The 21,501-nt window shown below is 64.5% G+C and carries 16 protein-coding genes; 12 read left to right on the top strand and 4 right to left on the bottom strand.

Annotated features, from left to right (window positions below; translation table 11 throughout):
* Positions 1–133: 133 nt before the first annotated feature.
* The gene (locus HXS65_RS00975; RefSeq protein WP_077371771.1) at positions 134–640 is read right to left on the bottom strand and encodes a peptidylprolyl isomerase; all 507 of its coding nucleotides are present in this window, start codon (positions 638–640) and stop codon (positions 134–136) included.
* A gap of 67 nt (positions 641–707) precedes the next feature.
* Positions 708–1,235, bottom strand: a complete 528-nt coding sequence (gene rfaH, locus HXS65_RS00970) for a transcription/translation regulatory transformer protein RfaH (protein ID WP_077371768.1) — start codon at positions 1,233–1,235, stop codon at positions 708–710.
* Between the two features lie 265 nt (positions 1,236–1,500).
* On the opposite strand from rfaH, the gene HXS65_RS00965 reads away from it, so the two are divergent.
* The 9 genes from HXS65_RS00965 to HXS65_RS00925 all read left to right on the top strand — a co-directional run bounded on the left by HXS65_RS00965 (position 1,501) and on the right by HXS65_RS00925 (position 12,785).
* Positions 1,501–2,706, top strand: a complete 1,206-nt coding sequence (locus HXS65_RS00965; RefSeq protein WP_103751364.1) for an AmpG family muropeptide MFS transporter — start codon at positions 1,501–1,503, stop codon at positions 2,704–2,706.
* Between the two features lie 280 nt (positions 2,707–2,986).
* Positions 2,987–3,343 carry an STAS domain-containing protein gene (locus tag HXS65_RS00960; RefSeq protein ID WP_176492907.1) on the top strand — a complete coding sequence of 119 codons (357 nt, stop codon included), beginning with the start codon at positions 2,987–2,989 and terminating at the stop codon, positions 3,341–3,343.
* Positions 3,343–4,515, top strand: coding sequence for a polysaccharide biosynthesis/export family protein (locus tag HXS65_RS00955; RefSeq protein ID WP_176492906.1), 1,173 nt, complete (start codon positions 3,343–3,345; stop codon positions 4,513–4,515). The genes HXS65_RS00960 and HXS65_RS00955 overlap by 1 nt, the downstream gene beginning before the upstream one ends.
* Positions 4,516–4,573: 58 nt before the next feature.
* Positions 4,574–6,028 carry a hypothetical protein gene (locus HXS65_RS00950; RefSeq protein WP_176492905.1) on the top strand — a complete coding sequence of 485 codons (1,455 nt, stop codon included), beginning with the start codon at positions 4,574–4,576 and terminating at the stop codon, positions 6,026–6,028.
* Positions 6,029–6,035: 7 nt separating this feature from the next.
* Complete coding sequence (locus HXS65_RS00945) at positions 6,036–7,415, top strand: O-antigen ligase (RefSeq protein ID WP_218015030.1); 1,380 nt, start codon at positions 6,036–6,038, stop codon at positions 7,413–7,415.
* A gap of 139 nt (positions 7,416–7,554) precedes the next feature.
* On the top strand, positions 7,555–8,937 hold the full coding sequence (locus HXS65_RS00940; RefSeq protein ID WP_176492904.1) for an oligosaccharide flippase family protein: 1,383 nt from the start codon (positions 7,555–7,557) through the stop codon (positions 8,935–8,937).
* Positions 8,934–10,016: a glycosyltransferase family 2 protein gene (locus tag HXS65_RS00935; protein ID WP_176492903.1), complete on the top strand. Its 1,083-nt coding sequence runs from the start codon at positions 8,934–8,936 to the stop codon at positions 10,014–10,016. Before HXS65_RS00940 ends, HXS65_RS00935 begins: the two co-directional genes overlap by 4 nt.
* Positions 10,013–11,470 (top strand): WecB/TagA/CpsF family glycosyltransferase, encoded by a 1,458-nt coding sequence (locus tag HXS65_RS00930; RefSeq protein ID WP_176492902.1) that lies wholly within the window; start codon positions 10,013–10,015, stop codon positions 11,468–11,470. Before HXS65_RS00935 ends, HXS65_RS00930 begins: the two co-directional genes overlap by 4 nt.
* Positions 11,471–11,540: 70 nt before the next feature.
* Positions 11,541–12,785 carry a hypothetical protein gene (locus tag HXS65_RS00925; RefSeq protein ID WP_176492901.1) on the top strand — a complete coding sequence of 415 codons (1,245 nt, stop codon included), beginning with the start codon at positions 11,541–11,543 and terminating at the stop codon, positions 12,783–12,785.
* A 192-nt stretch (positions 12,786–12,977) separates the two neighbouring features.
* Here HXS65_RS00925 and HXS65_RS00920 read toward each other — a convergent pair whose 3' ends face one another.
* Positions 12,978–14,804: an SEC-C domain-containing protein gene (locus tag HXS65_RS00920; protein WP_077371759.1), complete on the bottom strand. Its 1,827-nt coding sequence runs from the start codon at positions 14,802–14,804 to the stop codon at positions 12,978–12,980.
* A gap of 107 nt (positions 14,805–14,911) precedes the next feature.
* A complete protein-coding gene (locus HXS65_RS00915) occupies positions 14,912–15,871 on the bottom strand; it encodes a homocysteine S-methyltransferase family protein (protein WP_240499581.1) in 960 nt (319 codons plus the stop codon).
* A gap of 254 nt (positions 15,872–16,125) precedes the next feature.
* Between HXS65_RS00915 and HXS65_RS00910 the strand changes: the two genes are divergently transcribed.
* From HXS65_RS00910 to HXS65_RS00900, 3 genes are all read left to right on the top strand, one after another.
* A complete protein-coding gene (locus tag HXS65_RS00910) occupies positions 16,126–18,033 on the top strand; it encodes a hypothetical protein (RefSeq protein ID WP_176492900.1) in 1,908 nt (635 codons plus the stop codon).
* A 70-nt stretch (positions 18,034–18,103) separates the two neighbouring features.
* Positions 18,104–20,218 carry a DNA topoisomerase III gene (locus HXS65_RS00905; RefSeq protein ID WP_176492899.1) on the top strand — a complete coding sequence of 705 codons (2,115 nt, stop codon included), beginning with the start codon at positions 18,104–18,106 and terminating at the stop codon, positions 20,216–20,218.
* 45 nt (positions 20,219–20,263) lie between these two features.
* Positions 20,264–21,355: a ketopantoate reductase family protein gene (locus HXS65_RS00900; protein WP_176492898.1), complete on the top strand. Its 1,092-nt coding sequence runs from the start codon at positions 20,264–20,266 to the stop codon at positions 21,353–21,355.
* Positions 21,356–21,501 lie beyond the last annotated feature (146 nt).

The raw sequence follows: 21,501 nt of genomic DNA, 5'->3' as shown, positions 1-21,501 counted from the left end.
CGAAACGCAGCAGACCCGAAACGCAGCAGACCCGAAACGAATAAGGCGCCTTCGATCATCATCGAAAGCGCCTTCCTGATCAGCGACAGGGAGACCCCTGAAGCGACATGCGGCATGCGGCATCAGCGCGACTTCAGCGACGCACCTTCTTGTCTTCCACTTCGGTATGGCTCACCTCAAGCCCCAGCGGATGGCCTGCTGCCAACTCGGCCCGAGTGGCATCGCGCACTTCCAGCACCTCGACATCCCAGCTGAGCGCCTGGCCTGCCAACGGGTGATTGGCATCGACCTTGACCTGCTGATCACCGACTTCCAGTACGGTCACCGAGCGCTGCCCTTCGGGAGTTCGCGCCTGGAAGCGCATGCCCGGTGCAAGCTCCCCCGGGCCGAAGGCATCACGCCCGAAGTACTGGACCAGCCCCTCATCCCGCTCACCGAAGCCTTCCGCCGGCGTCAGGTTGACGACCTTGCTGTCGCCGACGCTGCAACCTTCAAGCGCGGATTCCAGAGCGGCAAGTATATTGTCATGGCCATGCAGGTAATCCATCGGTTCCCGATCACGAGAAGTGTCCAGGACGGTGCCATCTGCGGTACGCAGCGTGTAGTGCAGGCTGACCACCTGCTGAACGGTAATCGACATGAAACAACTCCAGAAATGACAAGTGCGGTGAGCTCACGCCCTCCCCGGAGGGCGCAGGCACCGAGACTCAGGATTCGCGACGACGCAGCTGACGACTGGACAGCTCGACGCGCTGCTGCTGATTGATCAGATTGAGCAGCACGATGACGCGCTCGTCGCCCTTGGCACTCTCGAAGACACCACTGAGCGAACTCAGCGGCCCATCGATGATCTCGACCTGCTCGCCGGCACGGAAGTAGAGGTTCTCGGCTGGCTGCTCCTGGCGTTGCTCACCATTGGCGATCAGCGCCTCCACCAGCGAGGTGGGGACCGGTGTCGGGGTCGTGCCGAAGCTGACCAGCTTGAGCACGCCACGTGTCGAGCGAATCGGGCGCCAGTTGTCGTCCACCTGATCCAGACGGATGAACAGGTAGTAGGGGAAAAGGGGCTCTTCCACCCAGCGCAGCTTGCTGCCGCGCTTTCTTTCCACTTCCAGCAGGGGGTGGAAGACGTGAAATCCCTGATTGGTGAGGTTCTCCGCCGCACGGAAGGACTCTCCACCCTTGCACTGGATCAGATACCAGTGCGCCTTGGCAGCGTCTCGGACTTCACTCATGATGACCTCTCATTGCCTACCTGCCCACAGGGGCCCGACGCAAGCCCTTCATCACGCCAGCCAGCTGATGGTCAGCGGCACCTCAGGACAATGCATGGCCCTTGCGCTCAGGCAGTGCGACAATCCCGCCATTGACGATGCATGTGGCGCATGGCCATGGGTCACGCGCGACTCCCGCGCGGATACACTCTCTGCAAGGACAGGCAAGGCTTTGACTTCAAAGGATTTACGCTTACTCGTTGGCCGTCATGGTATCACGTTCCTGATGGGATTCGCCTCAGGCCTGCCGCTGCTGCTCACCGGGAGTGTCCTGCAGGCCTGGATGACGGATGCCGGCGTATCACTGGACGCCGTGGGCCTTCTGGCACTGGTCGGCCTGCCCTATACCCTCAAGTTCCTGTGGGCCCCCTTGCTGGATCGCATCATGCCGCCCGCACTGGGGCGGCGACGCGGCTGGCTGATGATCGCGCAGCTGGCCCTGACCGCGCTGATCGCGCTGCTGGCCCTGCAGGACCCGCACATGTCGCCGCTGACCATGGGGGCCATCGCGCTTTCCGTCAGCTTCTTCAGTGCCACCCAGGACATCGTGATCGATGCCTACCGACGTGAGCATCTGCCGGACAACGAACTGGGGCTGGGCTCCAGCTTCTATGTCTATGGCTATCGCATCGGCATGCTGATGGCCTCGGCCGGTGGCCTGGTGCTGGCGGACATGATCGGTTTCCGCATGACCTACCTGATCATGGCCGCGACCTTGGGAGCCTGCATGCTGGTGACCCTGCTGGCGCCGGAACCCGAGGCACAGGCAGCGCCGCGTGCCCATCACCTGCACGAGATCCTGTGGGACCCCATCCGCCATTTCATGAAACGTGATGGGGCCATCTGGCTCTTGCTGTTCATCCTGCTCTACAAACTCGGCGATTCCGTGGCAGGCAATCTGACGACGCCTTTCTACAAGGAGATCGGCTTCAGCAACTCACAGATCGGCGCGACCGTGAAGCTGTTCGGCCTGTGGCCATTGCTGGCAGGCACCTTCTTCGGCGGCCTGATGATCATGCGAATCGGCATCTACCGTGCACTGTGGTGGTTCGGCATCCTGCAGATGGTGTCCACAGCCGGCTTCATCTGGCTGCATCACGTCGGTGACTCGCTGGCCTGGCTTGCCGGAGTGGTGGCATTCGAGAACCTGGCGGCCGGCATGGGCAGCGCCGCCTTCATCGCCTTCATGGGCGCACTGACCGACAAGCGTTTCACCGCCGGCCAGTACGCGATGCTTTCCTCGATCATGGGCCTGCCGCGCGTGGTGATCGCCGCCCCCTCGGGCTATCTGGCCGATGCCGCCGGCTGGGACAGCTTCTTCTGGATCTGCACCCTGGCCGCCATCCCGGGACTGTTGTTGCTGCTGCGCTTCCGTCATTGGGGCGCCATGCTGGCAACGCCCCACAAGGCGCCAGCGATGTCGGGAGATTGAGAGACGAGCTCCCTGAACTGTCTCGGCCGTCGACAGGCTGAGCCGGAAGAAGAGAAAAGCAGGGAAGGATGAAAGAAAGAAAGGAAGGAAGATAGGAAGGGTGAAGGAAGGAGAAGGAACCAGACATCTCATCAGTCAGGACTGAGACAATTCCCGTCATGTCGTTGACACCGCGACGACAGGCAAACGATGCTTGTGCGGCATAGTGCATAAAGATAACAAGTCGCACCGCAGGCCCGACATGGCGCCAGCCGGTGACGGCAGGCACAGGGAATTCGCCATGCCCATCACCACCAGAATTGACCAAGGCATCATGATCACGCCGCCGGCTCAGCTGACAGGCGAGGTCGCGCGTTATTTCCGCCAGGAGATGCTCGCGATGATCCCGAACCACACCGGCAAGCTGGCAGTGGATCTGAGTCATGTGACAGCCATCGATGCCGACGGACTTTCCGTGCTGGTCAGCCTGCATGATGCTTTGTCACCGCAGGCTCTGATCGTGGTGGAACCCTCTCCCATCATGCAGACCGAGCTGGAACGCGTGCGCCTGTTCGAACTCTTCGACATCTACTATCAGCGCGACCCGCTATTGGTGCCAGATGCCCACGCGCCAGGGTCTTCTCGCGAGGTAGCCTGATGACGTCTTCCCTGGCACGCCTCACCTCATGGACCCAAGTCTCACGCCGCCTTTCGGGGATTGCCATGCTCGCCGGTCTGATCAGCGGCTGTACGCCGCTGATGCTGGACGACACCCCGGCCGAAGAGCACTGGCAACAGGTGACCTACTGGCCCCTGGAGCTGCCCACGCCGCAGGCCGATGATCGCTTTTCCCATCGGCCTGCAAGCGATGACCAGCGCCTGGCCGCCGGCGATCGAGTGAACGTCAGTGTCGCCGGCAGCGAGCTGTTCGATGGCAGCTACGAGGTGGATCACGATGGGCGTCTGCGCCTGCCCTGGCTCTCGCCGGTCGATGCCTCCAACCAGACCATCGATGCCCTGGCACGTGAGATCACCGAGCGTCTGATACTAGAAGAGTTGATCCGCCCGGGGCTGGCCCATGTCAGCGTTCGTCTCGAGGAATGGGCGCCGTTGGCGGTCGCCGTCTCCGGGGCAGTGTTCTTCCCGGGCGAAGCCGTCGTCAATGCCCGCGAACCGGAAGAGCGCATGGTGCGTCGCGACTTTGCCGGAGGGGATGCCAGCCAGCAACGGCGGCTGTCAGCGGCCTTGACCACGGCTGGCGGCGTGCGGCCGGACGCGGATTTGAGCCACGTCGAACTGATTCGCGACAACCAGACACAGATTCTCGACATGCGCGGCCTGATCGATGGCGAATATGCCGCCAACCCCTGGCTGCGTGAAGGGGATCGCATCCATGTGCCCTCCAGCGGTGCCTTCCAGGCAGCGCTGATGCGCCCGTCCCCCATCACCGCGCCGGGCATCGTCATCTATGCCTCCAACCTGACCACACCGGCCAACAACAACAATGTCAGCAATTACACGGTGCTGCGCTCCCAGGTGCCTTACGGCGTGCGCATGTTGCAGGGGGTGATCAACGCCAACTGTGTCGGTGGTATCCAGGCGACGTCCGGTTCGCGACGCGCCGTGCTGGTCAGCACCAATCCGATGACGCATCAACCGGTCGTGGTGGATCGCGGCATCGACGACCTGCTGGCCAATCCAGCGGACGTGGGCGTCAACCCGTATCTGATGCCGGAAGATGTCGTCGGCTGCTATGACTCAGGTGTCACCAACATCCGGGATATCGCCAGAACGCTGACGGACCTGCTGACGCCGGCCACTCTGCTGTAACGCTTCGCCTGTGCGTTGTCGGAAGGCAACTGATCACTACCACGCGACAAGGATGTGCATGACAGAGTCCCGCTCACCCGACACGCCGCAAGACACGGCGAAGCCCTCACTGGGGCGTCGAATGCTTGGCGTATTGCTGGGCTGGGCAGCTCGTGGCTCCAGCATGCGCCCGCGCACCCGCCGCGCGGCCTATCTGTTGTTGACCACCGCCATCCTGAGTGTCATCTGGGGGCTGACCATCGCCTTCATCGCCGTGGCACCCGTCACCTATACCACCAGCTGGACGATGATCCTGCCGGGTACCGGCTCGGGGCTTTCGGTGAACTTTGAGAGCATCGGCCAGGCCAGCACCAGCGCCAACTCGTCCTATTCCAGTTCCTCGCTGGACCCCAAGGTCAACTACCGCGCCATCGCCGAGAGCCCTGCCGTGCTGGAGCGTGCCGCCAGGACGGTCGACATGCATCCCGACGATTACGCCAAGCCCAAGATCAAGCTGACCGACCAGACCGCCCTGATCGCCTTCCAGACCAGCGCACCGAGCGCCAGGGCCGCGCTTGAACGCGCCAATGCGCACATCGATGCCTTCAATGAGGTGATCGAACAGCTGCGCAACGATGAACAGGCGCGACGCGAAGCCGTCATCCGTCGCTCGCTCGAGACCTACGATCGCACGCTCAAGGACACCCAGCGCAAGCTGCTGGACTTCCAGTCCACGTCAGGCCTGGTCTCCATGGAGCAATTCAAGGAGCTGACACTGAGTGTCGAGGAGTTCAAGGACACCCTCGAGATGCGGGATGGCGAGCTGTCGGCGCTGAATGCCCGCCTCGCCACCCTGTCCAGCCGACTGGGGCTCGATGCCAGTCAGGCGGGGGGCGTGATTGCACTGCAGCGTGATGCTCGCTACCAGGCGCTGCTGACGCAGGCAGCGGAGCAGGCGGCCAGTCTCGATGAAGCGCGCGGCAAGTGGGGCGAGCGCAACCCGGAAGTCATCAATCTGGCCGCGGGGCTCGCTTCACTGGAACGCTCGCTGGCCTCACGCATGCGGGAGTTGCTGCCCCGCCAGACCTCGCGCAACCAGAGCGCACTGCGTGCCGCGTCCGGCCATGCCAATCAGGACAGCCTGGTCGGTGAGCTGATCACCCTGGACACCCAGCGGCGCGGCGTGATCAGCGAGCTCGAGACCGGACGCGCCAATCTGGCAGCTCGCCAGCAACGACTGGACAACAGTGTCGCCAAGGCGGCCCAGCTGCAGGACCTGCTGCGCGAGCAACAGGTCGCCACGGCGGTCTACACCACGGCACTGGCCAAGATCGACATCGGCCAGATCGACCCCTTCGCCAGCTACCCGATGCTGCAGATCCTCGACCCGCCGCCACTGCCCGAGAAGGCTGACTCGCTGGGCATCAAGCTGGCCATCGTCGGTGCGCTGGCCGCGAGCGTCTTCAGCATCATCGGCCTGATCCTCCTGTGGATCAGAAAACCCTACCTGCTGCGCTTGCAGCAAAGCGTGTGAGCCGCCGATGTTTTCCCTGAAGGCCGGGCCAGAGGCAGATGTCCGCCCCGAGACCCCGGAAGAGCGCATCATCTGGTTCTCGATCACCGCGACCTACCTGTTCTACCTGATCGGTGGACTCTACGTACTGGCCCCGGTGCTGGCCTGGTCTCTGGTGATGCGCGCCGCCTGGCTGCACCTCAAGGGCCGCCAACGCTTTCCGCGCCTCCCCTGGCCACTGTGGGTGTGGATCATCGGCATGCTGGTGATGGAATTCTCGCTGCTGGCCGGCCATCTGATCGAGAATCTGGGCACCGGCAAGCTGATCAAGTCCTCCATCGGCTGGGCCAAGGGCTGGGCGCTGCTGGCGGTCTTCCCGATCATCGGCTGCCTGGCGATCCGCCCGGCGGTGATCATCCGCGCGGCCATGCACGTCTGCCTGCATACCATGCTGTTGCTGCCGGTGTTCGTCGGCGCCTGGCTGGCAGGGCTGCCCCAGGTGCCCTTCGTCTCGCCACTGCAGGCCATCGGGGGGCCGGGGCCGGAATTCTTCGCCGTTTCCCTCTACGAGATCGACCCCGGCAGCGGCATGCCACGCTGGCGACTCTTTACCCCCTGGGCACCGGCGGTGGGCTTTGTCGCCAGCATCTACTTCGCCTGCGCCCTGCTGGAAAAGCACCCCATCTGGAAGGCGATCGGCATCGGTGGCAGCGTGCTGATGATCCTGATGTCCGGCTCGCGCATGGCGCTGGTGTCGCTGGTATTGATCAGCGCCGGGATGTTCCTGCTCAAGCGCCTGCACAAGCCGTGGCTGTGGTTCAGCTTCTCCGGCGTGAGCTTGATCGGCGGCTTTCTCGGCGCGCCGATTCTGGAAGCCATCGACAACTTCATCGCCGCCTTCAAGGGCTCACGGGCGGACTCGACCCGCGTGCGCGCCGCGCTCGGGCGCATCGCGGTGGATCGCTGGCGCAACGAGGCACCGTGGTTCGGTCACGGCATCGTCGAGCGCGGCCCGCACCTGGTGGAGTACATGCCGATCGGCTCGCACCACAGCTGGTATGGACTGCTGTTCGTCAAGGGCATCTTCGGTCTGTTCGCGCTGTTGATTCCGATGCTGGTCAGCCTGCTGCATCTGCTGCGCTTCGTGGTCGGCCGGCCTGTCGTGCAGCTGGGCTTGATCATGGTCGGGCTGCTGTTCGTCTACTCCTTCGGCGAGAACCTGGAGATCCTGGCCTATCTGATCTGGCCGGGACTGATCCTGATCGGCAAGGCACACCAGCTGGCGAGCCTGCCCGCCAGTGAGGGGCATATCCACAACAGGGGGCCGGTGGATGTGGAGGCGTCTCATCCCGAGCCCGATGCCACCGTCCACCCCGCCAGCGCAGGCAACGGTGATGCAGCGAAATGACCCGATAGTGGAACAGGACTGCGTCAGATCACGCCAATTCATCAGTCCATTGCGCTAGAGTGGCGACACAAGTCATCAATCCGCATGACTGACAAGATCAGATGCCTGCACAGGGCACGACAAGGCAGGGAGCCAGGCGATGGGAGTGATCACGCGACTCAGGACACGCCTGTCAGGTGGCGGAGAAGGCGGCAATGGCCGACTGATCCGCAACCTGGCATGGATGGGCATGTCGCAAGGGGTTCACCGCATCGCCCGACTGGGTGCCACCCTGGTGGCCGCACGCATGATCGCGCCGGAATCCTTCGGTATCGCCGCCATCGTGCTCACCGCACACGAGATCATGCACGCCATCTCCAATGCCGCCGTGGTGCCTGCCCTGGTACAGGCCGGTCGCGACGGGTATGAGCGTCTGTGCCGCGATGCCTACTGGTTCAATTGGGTGGTGTGCCTTGGCCTGATGGTGCTGCAGATGGCACTGGCCCCGCTGCTGGCCTACCTCTATGACGCTCCCGATCTGACCCTGCCGTTGATGGCGCTGGCGCTGATCTTCCCGATGCTGCCCCCCGCCGCCATCAACGCGGCGCGCATTCTGCGCAGCAACCGCCTGCACGTCACGGCCCGCATCGAGATGGGCCAGAGCATCGGCGAGGCACTCGGCGTGATGCTGCTGGCCGCCATGGGAGCCGGGTTCTGGGCCTTGATCCTGCCCAAGCTGATCGTGACGCCCATCTGGACATTGAGCTACCGCTGGTGCGAGTCATGGCGCATCGATGAGCGCCCCTCCACGCTGTGGTCGCGTCCGCTGATGCGCTTCGCGCGCCCGATGATGGGCGTCGAGGTGGTCTCGGTGCTACGTCAGCAGATGGATTACCTGCTGGTCGGCGCCCTGTTCGCCATGGACGTGCTCGGGGTCTACTTCTTCGCCTTCAATGCCGGACTCGGCATCAGCCTTGGCCTCCTGCGCGCCTACTCCACCGCCATCTTCCCGCAGCTGTGTGGCGACATGACCTCGCGTGAGCGACTGGCGCGCATGCACCACGGCATGCGCCTGTTCGCGCTGGTCGCGGTGCCCGCCATCATCGCCCAGAGCCTGCTGGCGCCCTGGTACGTGCCGATCCTGTTCGGGGAGGCCTGGGTCGAGCGTGGTGCCCTGCCGATCCTGATCCTGATCTGCCTCTCGGCCCTGCCGCGCATTCTGCTCGACAGCTGCGGCCAGCTGCTGCGCGCCCAGGGCATGCCCGGGGCAGACCTCAAGCTGCAGATCTTCATGACGCTGATGCTCGGCGCCGGCATGTTCGCTGGCGTGCCCTTCGGCATCAACGGCGTCGCGGCCGGCATTCTGGTCGGCATCAGCCTGGCCGCCCTGCCCGGCTATCTGTGGACACGCCGACTGATCCTCGCTCAGGACGGCTTGATGACACATACATCGACCCAGCCACCAGACTCGCCAGACACACCTCACGCAGCATCCACCGCATCGCTTTCCCCAGACAGGGACGTCCAGGAGGCCAGACCATGACCCCGACCTTTTCGGTCATCATGCCGATCTACAACGTCGAACGTTTCGTCACGGCCGCCATCGACAGCGTGCTGGCGCAGGAGGATGGCGATCTTGAACTGCTCATCATCGATGACTGCTCCCCCGATGGCAGCCGGGCGATCTGCGAGGCCTATGACGACCCACGCATCACTCTGATCCCTCATCCGGTCAATCGCGGGCTGGCCGGGGCCCGCAATACCGGCGTGCGCGCCGCAAAGGGCCGTTATCTGGCCTTCCTCGACTCCGATGACATCTGGGAGCCCGCGAAACTTGCGCGCCACCGCGAGCACCTCGAGGCACGCCCCGGGGTAGGCCTGTCCTTCTCGCGCTCGGCCTTCATCGATGCCGACGGCGCACCGCTGGACTACTACCAGATGCCAAGCCTGACCGACATCACGCCGGGGCTGCTGTTCTGTCGCAACCCGGTGGGCAATGGCTCGGCGCCAGTCATCCGCGGCGAGATTCTCGAGGCCATCGCCTTCGACTGCGAGGTCAAGGGAGGTGGCGTGCTGCCCTGCTACTTCGATGAAAGCCTGCGTCAGAGCGAAGACATCGAGTGCTGGACACGCATCGCCCTCAAGACCGGCACCACGGTGGAAGGCATTCCCGAGCCGCTGACCCGCTACCGCCTCAATGAAGGCGGGCTTTCGGCACAACTGGAGCGCCAGTACCAGAGCTGGCTGGCGATCGTCGAGCTGACACGCGCCTATGCGCCCGACTTCATCGAACAATGGTATCCCCGCGCCCAGGCCTACCAGCTGCGCTATCTGGCACGCCAGGCGATTCGACTGCGTGACGGCAAGGCCGCCTGGGATTATGTCCGCCGCGCCATCAAGGCCTGGCCAGGCATCTGGAAGGCCGAATTCGGCCGTACCGCGGCCACGGCAGGCGCCGCACTGATGCTGCGCGTGATGCCCGAGCGCCTTTATCTGCGCTGTGAAGGGCTCGCCCAGGGCATCATCGGCAAGGCCCAGAAGAAGAAGATCGACAATGATCCACGCCCACGGTCCGTCACGCCAGAACGCCAGCAGGGCGCTCACGAAGCGGAGTCGCCATGATGAGTCAATCCATCGATCAGACGCTTTTCACCACTGAGCACGTCAGGACACTGCCACACGTCAAGGTGCTGGGCGTGCCCTTCGTCAACACCAGTCTCGAGACCTGTCTGCGCCTGCTCAAGAGCTGGATCAGCGACCCGCAGCCGCGCACGGTCAATTTCGTCAATGCGCACTGCCTGAACGTGGCACAGCATGATCGCTATTACCTGCAGGTACTGCATGACAGCGACCTGCTGCTGCCGGATGGCAGTGGCGTGAAGCTGGCCTGCCGCATGCTCGACCAGGAGCTGGAAGCCAACCTCAATGGCACCGACCTGCTGCCGCATCTGTGCGACATGCTGGTCGCGGATGGCAAGCGGCTGTTTTTGCTCGGGGCCGCGCCAGGCGTCGCCGAGCGGATGGCGGAGAAACTCAAGGAGCGCTGGCCAGATCTGGAGATCAGTGGCGTGCACCATGGTTTCATCGGGCCGGAAATCATCGAGGACGTTCTGGCACAGATCAATCAGGGCACTGACCTGCTGCTGGTGGCGATGGGCGTGCCCGCTCAGGAAAAATGGATCGCTGCACACCGAGAGCGCCTCCAGGTGCCAGTGGTGATGGGCGTCGGCGGTCTGTTCGACTTCTATTCCCAACGCATTCCGCGTGCGCCAGGTGTCGTGCGCAAGCTTGGCATGGAGTGGGCCTGGCGTCTGCTGATGGAGCCACGCCGCATGTTCAAGCGCTATGTGCTTGGCAATCCGAGCTTCCTGCTGAGCGTGCGCAAGTATGGCGAGGAGGCCATCCCCGGCCGAGGCCTGTGGATGAAGTCACGCTCCAACTGGCGACATTTTCGATGGCGAGTGAGCAACTGGCTGACCCCACGCGCACGCCGCACGATGGACATCGTCGGCGCCAGCGGTGTGCTGCTGGTGCTGTCACCGTTGCTGCTGGGCACTCTGCTGGCCATTCGCCTGGAATCCCCCGGGGCCATCCTGTTTGGACAGGAACGCATCGGTCGGCATGGCAAGCCTTTCAAGCTGTGGAAGTTCCGCTCGATGTATATCGACGCGGAAGAGCGCCTGCGTGAACTGCAGGCCGCCAACGAGAGTGAGGGCGGTGTGCTGTTCAAGATGAAGCAGGACCCGCGGATCACGCGGGTGGGACGCGTGATCCGCAAGCTGTCCATCGATGAACTGCCGCAACTGTGGAACGTGCTGCGCGGCGAGATGGCGTTGGTGGGGCCGCGCCCCGCGCTCGCTCGCGAGGTGGCGTTGTATGAGGCTCGCGCCCGCATGCGCCTGGACGCCACCCCGGGGCTGACCGGCCTGTGGCAGGTGTCCGGACGCTCCGATCTGTCCTTCGAGCAACAGATTCATCTGGATCTCTTCTACCTGCACCGTCAGGGCATCAAGGAGGACATCAAGCTGCTGTTGCGCACGATTCCTGCCGTCCTGACCAGTCGCGGAGCCTATTGATGCGTGATACCCACCTCGCCACGCGCCCTGCAGCGCGTCACTCTCACGATGCATGCCAAGGAGGTCTGCGATGCATGTGATCCTGTTGGCAGACCGCCTCGGTCAGGAGATCGCGCCGATTGACCGCCGTTATTCTCCGGCCCTGCTGCCGATTGCCGGCCGCAGCGTGCTGGAACGCAATCTCGATCTGCTGGTCGGGCGCGGCGTGACGCATATCAGTCTGATCATCGCCCGTGACCCCGAATGGTTCCGGGCACGACTCGCCGATGGCTCACGCTGGGGGATCGAGCTCGACATCCTGCCGATGCCCGGGGAGCGCGACCCGCGCGAGCAGCTCAAGCGCCTCGGGGCCATGGCAGCCCTGCCCGCCCCGGTACTGCGCGCCGATGTACTGCTGATGCCGGAGTGGTTCAGGCCCGACAGTCTGGACATCAGTGAGCTGGCCATGACGCTTGAGGCACCGCTTTGCCTGCCATCCTCTCTCAAGGACCCGGCCCTTGGCCGACTGCATTGGCGTGATGTGCGCGACAACTCCCGGCTGGGGCCAGCCCTGCTGGGCTCGCTGTCGCATTACCACGCTCTGGTGATGCAGGCTCTGGCGACCGACGACACACGCCTGTCACCCCATGGGGAGCGCGGTGTGCTGCCCGGCGAGCAGGACCTGCACCACGTCTATTATGCCGCCGGCGCGACGCGCCTGGATGAATCGCGCCTCAGCGGAGGCTTTGCCGGCATCACCACCCATGTGGAGCCCGGCGTGCTGCTGCAGGGACGCTGCTGTGTCGAGCAGGGCAGCTATGTGGAAGAAGGCGCCATGCTCGAGGACTGCGTCATCCTGCCCTTCACCCGTGTGCATGGTGGTCAACAGATGACCGCCGGCATCCTGTTTGAAGGGGAAGCACTCGATGAGCGCGCCCCCCACTGGTTCAAGGACCGACGCCAGGCGGGAGCAGCCTCTCAGCGTGGCGTGGCCTATCGCAACCCGGCACGCCCTCAATGGCAGGAACGTCTCCTGGCCGGCTTGATCAGCGTGGCGGTCCGGCCTCTGGGAGCGCGCCACAAGGCGCTCGTGCATCGTCTGCGCCAGGTACAGAACGGTCACATGCGCTTGCTGGGCATACTGCCGGAACATGCCCCGCCCCCACTGGACCGAGTCGGCGTCAGCAGCGCCGGGGCTCTCCAGCCTCCTGACTGGCGTGCCACACCGGACGCCTTCGCCGCGACGCTGGAGGCCATTCAGGTCGGGCAGACCCCGGGCCTGTGCGCAGCCTTGCGGGAAGCCTGGCGGCTGCGCCAGCAAGGCAAGCAGCAGTGATCGCCCCCCTACACGCATCCCCCTGAGCCCGCCTCACGATACGAGGCGAGGTACAAAAAACCCCCGCAGTGCCTAAGCACTGCGGGGGTTTTTCCTTCGGGCCTCGTCATACGGGACCTTGGCACACGAGGCCATGTCATGTGAGCGCTTGCGATCACTCGTCAGGCAGCATGAGCGACCCTTGACACCGGCTCAGCGGTGCTTGGCCAACCAGGCAAGCGCGCCTTCGCTGCGCTTCCACTGATCGCGCATCAGGGTGCGATACTGCCAGGCCTCGCCTCGCGTGCCGGGCTCCGGCGCTTCCACCGCCAGACTCACCGGTCGCGGGTGCTCCGCCACCAGCAGGCTGATCAGATGGGAGTTAGCCTCGCGAACGATCACCAGTGCCTCTTCGGCATCCGCCTGACGTCCCAGACGATAGAGTGCCAGCACATGCCCCATCAGAATGCCCAGCAACGGCATTTCATCCTCGAGGGCACGGCGTGAGATATCGTGCTCCGCCAGGGTGACGGCCTCATCATCGCGGCCTTCGCGCAGCAGCTGATCCAGCACCAGCTCGCGCAGACCGAGACTGTCTTCCTCGTCCAGCTTGAGCAGGCGCTCCGCCAGCTGACGTGAGCGCTCGCGCTCACCGCGCTCCATGCCGATCACCAGTCCCAGGCCACAACGCAGCAACTGGGCGTTGTCACCATCCTCCCAGCGCAACAGGCCGCCGGCCTGTTCGATCTGGTCGAGCCAGCGCTCGAAACGACGCGCCAACGGCACGAAGAAGGTGTCCGACATCCACGGCAGACTGCCGAAACGACTGGCCAGCGCCAGGATCAATCCCTGACAGACCGCAGGAACATCCAGCCATTCGGGACTGGCACACAGCTGTTGCAGCCACTCGTTGGGGTCCTGGGTTTCCCACGGGTCGACATCCAGCGCCAGCGCTGCCTCTTCCTCGATCCGCGCCGGGAATACCGCTTCCCAGAGTCCCAGTGTCACCGCCTGCTCGGCATTCTGACGAAACAGCAGACTGCCGTCGTCCTGAGTCTCCAGCGCCAGACGCGACGGGTGCTCGATCACCTCGAACAACGCCTGCAGCGAGGCCAGTGAATCCGAGAGTGACTCGTCGGAATTGACCATCTGCTCGGCGAGCGTCGCACGCGGGTTCTCGGCCAGATCAGCCAGGAACTCCAGCTGCCCCGGTTCGATATCCTTCTGCTTGGAGAGACGCCGCCACCAGAAGCGCGCACGCTCCTGCGCCTCTTCCGGCTGCCCTTCATGCAGCAGCAGCATGGCTTCGATGTAGGCTAGCGTCGGCGAGTCCGGCAGGGTCTGCTGCGCGCGGACGAAGGCGGCTCGCGCCGAGCCGAGGTCATCACTGTCCAGGTGCAGCAGGCACTGATGCTCCAGTGCCACACCGCGCAGGAAGGCGGGACCACGCTCCAGCACCTCATCCAGCAACAGGGCCTTCTTGCGGGTGAAGCCGCGCTCCTGATAGAGATCCAGCAGCAGCTCGAAGCCAGGCTCGGCCTGCTCCGGAAGGCGCGACCAGTCACTGGTGTCAAACAACGCTTCCATGATCTGCTGGGCACGCCCGCGGCTACCGGCCTCGGCACTGATCAGTCCCGCCTCCAGCAGCGCCTGAGCCGGCGCGAGCCGCGAAGCCAATGCGGCCTTGAGCTGCTCGCCCTTGAACTCGCGCAGCGACAGCATCCACATCAGGTGCTCCGGTATCGGCGGCAACTGGACCTTGTCACAGCACTGCTTGTACTTGCGGCCGGAATCGCACCAGCAGGGCTCGTTGCGACCGGGCGGTGCCAGCGGCTCGCAGGCGAAATCGAGGCGTACCAGCGGCGTCTGGCTCCACAGCACCGGTGCCAGTGCTACCGCCAGCGCCTCATCACCACCGCTGTAATTCACCCCCTCCGAATGCGCCCACTGCATGAAGGCAGGAAAGGATTCATCAGAGCGGATGGCATCAAGTGCCCCACTGGCGTAACTCAAGAGCCGTTCGACCCACTCGGCAAGCATGGCATCTCCCTAGAAAAAACGTTTCACGGCCCCGCGGACATGGCGCCCGACGGGGCCTGCGAAGCAGGAGGCGGAGTCTATCACGATGATGCCTCACGCCTCATCGTTCACTCCCCCAGTCGGGAGACACAGCGATGACCGGCCGCCTTGAGCTGCTCGGACAGGCAGGCGATGTGCGCCGGACCGACCTCGCAGCAGCCGCCGACGATACGCAGTCCCCGCTGCACCCAGCCCAGCGCATGGGCAGCATACTGCTCAGGCCCGAGATCCTCGCGCGCCTTGAGGTCCTTGACGGTACCGCCGGGCTTGAGCGCCGCGATCGACGTGAAGCCGTTGGCATAGGCGCCCGCCGGCAGCGAACTGCCAAGCAGCGTGTCAAGGCTGCCCTGAATGGCCTCCGGCGCACTGCAGTTGATCAGAATGGCATCCACGCCGAGCGCTTCCAGCATGGCGACGGTGTCCGCCAGCGGCTCACCGCTGCGCAGGGTCGCATTCAGATCGTCCTTCACGGTCAACGAGACCCACACCGGCAGGCCACTTTCCAGCGCTGCAGTGGCGGCGGCTTGTGCCTCGTCATGCGAGGACAGCGCTTCGCAGAGCAGCACATCGACCAAGGGCGCCTGCAGCGCCACCAGGGTGCGATAACTGGCCAGCGATTCTTCCTGATCCGGTGCGACATCGGGCCGATAGGTCGCGACCAGTGGCGGCAGACAACCGGCCACGCGGATATCCGTCTCGCCACTCAGGGCGATGGCATCCCGCGCCGCCTTGCCAGCGGCCGCATGCACGGCGCCGATGGTCTCGCCGACTCCCGCCAGCGTCAGGCGTTGGGGCGTGGCCGTATAGGTATTGAGCGTGATGACCCGGGAGCCGGCACGAATGAAATCCAGATGCAGATCACGCACCAGCTCGGGCTGATCCAGCATGACCTGGGAGGACCACAGCGGTGTCGGCTCACGACCGCTGCGACGCACCAGCTCCTGCCCCATGCCGCCGTCCAGCAGCACGACATCCCCGGCGCGCGCCCCTTCCCCTGCTGGCGCCCCCGTTACTGCGACTTGTTCCACACGACCTCCTGAGCGATTCGATGTCTCTGCAGCATCTGAACTGATGAACTGGCGGCCTACGCCTGGCTGTCAGCCGCGGCGAAATTCTAGCATGGTCAGGCGCGTGACGGCGTGCCGCTCACTGGAGCGAAATGGGTCGCCAGTGCTACTGTTAGCAGCGCCTTTCGCCAGCGATCCCTTGCGCTGCCCCTGCCTGCCCCGCAAGCCCATGCCGCGTCTCTCGGACGTGCCCCATTGATTGAAGGAAGTCTGTCTTGTTGCTGCCGAGTCTCTTTCGTCCCCGCGCCAACCCAGCCAATGATGCACCCCAGGTGCGTCTTGAGCGTGAAGGCCGGGACGAGATTCGCCGCATCACCCAGGCCGTCGAGCGCGTGCCATGGTCAGTGAGCCTGATGCAGATCCTGTGGACGGCCGGCCCGGTGACGCTGATCGGTGCCTGGGGGGGCTATCTGCTCGGGTATGGCAAGGAACCCACCTTCGAGAACTACATCTTCTTCATCTCCTACACCGTCATCACCGGTGTCGCGGGGATCGTGGCCAACATCGCCCACAACCTGACCAGTTCTCGCCGCTATGACCGCACCGAGGCCAAGATCGAGCGCGTCATCGATACCGTGCCTGAGCTGATCCTCGCCACGCGCAACCTGATCGTCGAGAGCCTGGAAGGTGATGCCCGTCGCCGTGAAGCCGCTGCCATGCTGCTGCGCAAGCAGGATCTCGCACCGGAAGGCGTGGAACTGGCGGCGCTGGAGCTGCTGGATGATCGTGATGCCGCCCGCATCATCAGTCAGATCGACGTCTATCGTCGCATCGGTCTGCACGCCCGTATCCGCGACATGAACACCCTGAACCGCGAATGGCTTGAGCCCCAGTTCAATGAGCTGGCGGAGCTGGCGCCCGAGGCCATCGGCCTGCTGCGCGAGCGCTTCGAGGGCCGAGCGCCGGATCTGCACAAGGGCGTGCCTCGTGACGAGAACTTCATCGAGCGTGTGCTGGCCGCCATCGAGCAGGACAACGACCTGCTGATGACGATGCAGGACGTGGAGGAGATGCTGATCCTGGCCTTCGAGTTGATCAGCGGACGCAAGATCCCGCTGCTGACCTTCGAATATCGTGGACGCTGGAAGCTGGCTCGCACGCTGGACAATCTCGAGCACGCCCGTTCCCGTTACCGCATCCGCCAGGCGACGGGGCTGTCACGCCTCAAGGCCCTGACGGTCTATCTGGCGGAGCAGTCCGGCACTCTGGTGGAAGATGCCGCCTCCGGGCTCAGGGCCGAGGTACTGCTGGAGCGCTCCACCCAGGCCATGGACGCGCTCGCCGAGCAGGTGACGCACCTGGCGATCGCCGTCAACGAGGGTGACCGTGAACACCGCAGCGCCCTGCGGACGCGCGCCGACATCCTCACCAACGCCATTCGCCTCTACAAGACGGTCACCAGTGCCTATGAGCAGGTCGGTCGCAGCCACGCCGTCTTCCTCAAGATGTCCAAGCGCTGGGAGAGTATCTCCTCGCAGATGTCCGACGATGCCACCCGCCTGCGTGTCGGGCCGGGGCGGCGCGGTCTGCGCATCCAGGAAAAGACCATCGCGCTGGATGACGAGGCCAAGGCGGAGGTCTGCAAGCACCTGGCGGATCACCTCAGCAAGAGTCACATCAAGCGCGTCGACAGCGAGATCGCCTCTCAGGCCCGCGAGACGATCCTGCGCGTCGGCGTCGACAAGGCAAAGGCCATGGCGATCGAGATCGCCCTGGCGCTCGAACCGCACATCCACCTCTCACGCCCGGCCGTCCAGCGCGCCATCAATGGCTCGAATGCCGCCTACTTCGGCCAGCTGGAGCCCAACCAGTCCGCCGCCGCCAAGGCGGCCCTCGGCAGTGCCATGGTGCGCGAGATCGACGACGACCTGTCACGTACCGCCGAATCGCTGGCCATCGCGCTGGTGCGTCACTATCGCGTCGAACTGGAACCGCTGGCGATCGACTTCCTGCGCGACACCTTCGGGGCGCGGGAAGCGACGCTCAACATGCTCAGCAACTACCAGCCGGCGGATCACCACCCGATCAGCTACCTCTCCAACCGCCCGCCGCTGATCCAGACCGCCAACCGCGACTGGTATCGTGCGCTCGTCCAGGCACGCCGTGCCCTCGACGACGATTGATCCCCGCGCCGTGCCAGCGGCATACTGTATGGATCACCATGCAACGTGCCACTGACCGCCAGGATGACCGATGCGCCTGATCATCGCCGAAAAGCCCAGCCTCGCCCGCGCCATCGCCGAGGCCCTGCCCGGGCGCAGCAGCAAGCGCGACGGCTATATCGATGCCGGAGACACTCGCGTCACCTGGTGTATCGGCCACCTGCTCGAACAGGCGCCGCCGGACGACTATGACGAGCGCTTCAAGCGCTGGTCACTGGATCACCTGCCGATCATTCCAGCACAGTGGAAACTCAAGCCACGCAGTCAGGCACGCGGCCAGCTCAAGACCATTCGAGAACAGCTCAAGCTGGCTGACGAGGTGATACATGCCGGCGACCCGGATCGCGAAGGCCAGTTGCTGGTGCAGGAAGTGCTCGAGCACATGCGCTGGCGTGGGCCGGTCAAACGCCTGTTGATCAGCGACATGAACCGCCCCGCCGTCACGCGTGCCCTCGACAAGCTGGATGACAATCAACGCTGGCAACCCCTGTACGAAGCCGCGCTGGCTCGCCAGCGCGCCGACTGGCTGTATGGCATGAATCTGACACGCGCCTGGACATTGACGGGCCGTCAGGCCGGCCATGATGGCGTGTTGTCGGTGGGGCGCGTGCAGACACCGCTGCTGGGGCTGGTGGTGCGTCGCGACGAGGAGATCGAGGCCTTCGAGCCGCGTGCCTTCTTCCCGTTGTGGATCGAGGCCGGCGTGGCGACCGGCAGCTTCAAGGCCTGGTGGCATGCCCCCAGCTCCCCGTGGCTGCAACGGCTCGCGACCAAGGGCACTCAACTGCCACTGGATGACAAGGGCCGCCTGCTGGACAGCCGCCCCGCCGAGCGCCTCGCCCGCCACCTGGCGACACTGAAGACCCCGGGCGATGGTCACGTCGAGAGCGTCGAGGCCAGCGACAAGTCCCAGCCCGCGCCGCTGCCCTACTCGCTCTCGGCGCTTCAGGTCGATGCCGCTCGCCGCTATCGCCTGCCGGCCCAGAAGGTGCTCGACACCTGCCAGGCCCTCTACGAGCGACATCAACTGATCACCTACCCGCGCTCCGATTGCCGCTACCTGCCCCGCGAGCATCATGCCGGCATGGCCAATCTGATGATCAGTGCCTGCAGTGGCGATGAAGAGCTTGAGCGTTTCAGTGGCGGCGCGGATTTCAGCCTGCGCTCACGCGCCTTCAATGACGCCAAGGTCAGCGCCCACCATGCCCTGGCACCGACAGGGCGCGAGCCGGACTACGCACGCCTGTCGCGTGACGAAGCCAACCTCTACCGCATGATCACCCGCAACGTGCTGGCCCAGTTCTATCCGGCCTACCGCTATCGTGAGGTCAAGGTCGAGCTGCGTTTCGCCAAGGAGCCCTTCCGCGCCAGTGGCCGCAGCGTCATCGACGAAGGCTGGAAGGTGCTGTTCCAGCGCGCGGCACAGGCATCCGACGACAAGGCCCCGGCAGACGACAAGACCCCGCCTCCTCTGCCCGCCTTGCAGGAAGGCGAGCCGGCCTGCGTACTCGACTGCGGTATCGAGGAGAAGGAGACCCGCCCGCCGGAGCCCTTCAATGATGCCAGTCTCATACAGGCGATGATGAACATCGCCCGCTACGTGGAAGATGACGCGGTACGCCGGACGTTACGTGATGTGGATGGCCTGGGCACCGAGGCGACACGTGCGGGCATGCTGGAGACACTGATCAATCGCGGCTACCTGGTGCGCGATGGTCAGGCCATGCGCTCCACGCGTATCGGTCGAGCCCTGATCCATGCGCTGCCGGACGCCGTCTCCCGCCCCGAACGTACCGCCCTGTGGGAGCAGCGCCTGAGCATGATTCACGAGCAGGGCGATCCGGCAGCGCCTTTTCTGAGCGAACTGGTCGATGACCTGCGTGCCCTGCTGGCTGACAGCTCGGCCAGCCGCCTGAGCGCTGCGCTGGCCAGTGTGGGTGGCGCGACACCGCGCAAGAATTCCGGGGCACGCAAGGGCAATGGTGCGCGGCGCAAGAGCGGAACCTCTCGACGCAGCAAGACCGGCACGAGCAAGACCAGTACGAGCAAGACCGGCACAAGCAAGGAAGCCGGCTCCGGCAGCACCCGACGCTCGAGCGGCACTCGCAAGCCGGCCGGCTCCCGCCGCAAATCCCCCAGCCAATGAGCCACTTCGCCTCTGTGCCCGCTCACCCATGATGAGAAATCACGCATGACGACTTCCACGCCGGCTGACGACAATCACACACTCTCGACGGCTTTCGATTCACTTTCCCAGCGTCTTGCCGCTGCAGGCGATTGGCTGTGGATCGTCGGCCCCGGGGCCATCGGTCGATTGCTGGCGGTCACGCTCGCTCACGCCCGCCAGCGCGAAATGGCAACGCAGGGAAGGAGCACATTGCCAAACCTTCTGTTGGTGGGTCGCCGGGCATCCGTCAGCGAGATGGTGACGATCGACATGACCTCACCAGAAGGCCAAACTGTTAGCTCAGAGATAACTTACACCTCGATTGACCAGCTGAGAACCTTGCCATATCCGCCACCTGCCGCGATCTGGCTGGCCACCAAGTCACATGCCATCGAGTCTGCCTGGGCACACGTCGCGCCGCTGATAGACTCACGGACACCGGTTACCTGTTGGCAAAACGGGCTGAGCGCACAACCCTGGTTGGCAGAGCAGCACCCTCAACTGCTGTGCGCCAGTACTACCGAGGGTGCCTGGATTCCGGAATCGACCGCGCTTGCCACGCACACTCTCCCAGAACGCCTGGCCGTGCAACACGCCGGCCATGGCCAGACCTGGCTGGGCACCTGGTCATCGCAGGCCGACCCGGCCTCCTCCTCTGCCATGGCGGCCGCAGAAAGGCAGGTTGCCTGGCTGCAGGCGGCTGGCCGTGAGAGTCATGTCAGTGCCGACATCGGCACTCGCCTATGGCACAAGCTGGCGATCAATGCCGCCATCAATCCACTTGTGGCACGCTTTCGGATTCGCAATGGACAGCTGCGTGATCGTCCCTTTTCCCTGATGGTGCGCCAGGCCGTCGACGAGATCACTCGGGTGCTGGAAGCCGAGGGTATCGCCCCGCCACCGAATGGCTGGCAGGCCTTGGTCGACCAGGTCATCCGTGCCACGGCGAACAACCGTGCCTCGATGCTTCAGGATGTGCTGGCAGGTCGCACCACGGAAGTGGAGGCCATCCTTGGCCCGTTGCGACACGCTGCCCTCCGTCACGGGCTGTCACTGACCGATGACCTGCCTTTGCTCGAGCAACTCCACACTCACCTGAGCAGTCAACAGCCCTGAGCGGTTAAGCGCTGGATCCCCGCCCCCTCCTTAGCCATAGCCTCAGACCTGTGACTGCTGGCCCGCCTCGACATCATTCTCTGGCATTCGGCCCAAAAAAAGACCCGCCTCGCGAGAGACGGGTCACAAGCAACAGCCAAGCTGTC

It is taken from the genome of Cobetia sp. 5-25-4-2 (assembly GCF_013374075.1).
Classification (GTDB): Bacteria; Pseudomonadota; Gammaproteobacteria; order Pseudomonadales; family Halomonadaceae; genus Cobetia; species Cobetia marina.
Note: the sequence above shows the minus strand (reverse complement) of the source record. Positions and strands in the feature narration are given on the sequence as shown.